Origin of the sequence: Gilliamella sp. App2-1, assembly GCF_001690255.1 — a bacterium.
Lineage (GTDB): Bacteria > Pseudomonadota > Gammaproteobacteria > Enterobacterales > Orbaceae > Gilliamella > Gilliamella apicola_G.
In genome coordinates, this window is sequence record NZ_LZGR01000035.1 from 1 (window position 1) to 926 (window position 926).

General features: G+C 34.9%; 1 protein-coding gene. It reads left to right on the forward strand.

The window, feature by feature from the left end:
* On the forward strand, positions 1-846 hold an 846-nt coding region (locus A9G22_RS11370), incomplete at its 5' end, for a TreTu family toxin (RefSeq protein ID WP_082264507.1).
* Positions 847-926 lie beyond the last annotated feature (80 nt).

The following is a 926-nucleotide window of genomic DNA, read 5'->3' on the forward strand; positions in this document are numbered from 1 at the left end:
CTTGGTGATAGGTTTCGTGAAAAACATAAAAACAGTGTTGAATACTGGAAAACAGAAATTAGAGAAAAAATTGGTGAAAATACAGCATCTCAAATTCTTAATGGGATAATGATGTCATATGGTGATGCGGTTGATTTTGGTGCTGGCGCTGCAGATACAGCATTAGATGCTATACTTGCATTAGGAAGTTGTACCATGGGGGCATCTTATTGCGATACTGCACTCGATGATTTAGGGAAAGCTAATAAAACTGCATCAGACGCAATGACTTCATTAATCAATGGTGATACGTGGGAGCATGTTCGTGATGTTTTTGCTAAAGCGCAAAAGGGAGAGCAACGATCACTAGAAGAAGTGGCTTCAATTCTAACCAGTATATTAGTACCATCAAAATTAGCAGGAAACGCCGGAAAGGTTGTTAATAAAATTGATGATATTGCTCCACCTAAAGCTGGAAAGGGGGTGAATAGTGTCAATAATATTGGTTCTTCGCTAAAACTAGGTGAAACACAAATAATTAATGAAATAAGTTTTACAAGGGTTGGACGATGGATGTCCCCTCAAGAGCTCGAACAAATGCAAAGTACAGGAAAAATTGTTCAAGGTGGAGGGGGACAAACATTTATCTCTATTAATGGAGTTAATGATTTTAAAGGTGCAACTGCAAAAGGTTCAGTTTATGTAGAATTCGATGTCCCAACTAGAAGCTTAATTAAAGGAGGTAAAGAAGGATGGTATAAAATGTTAGGTCCTGATGCAAAACCTTCACAAAAACACCTTTTAAATAAACAAGGTGGAACTTTGACACCAAATGTAAGTAATATTAAAGTAGTTGACAAAAAATAGAAGATATAAAATATGAATATAAATTATTTTAAAAAAGAATTGGCGCCTAGATTAAAAAATTATAAATTAACTTATAGTTC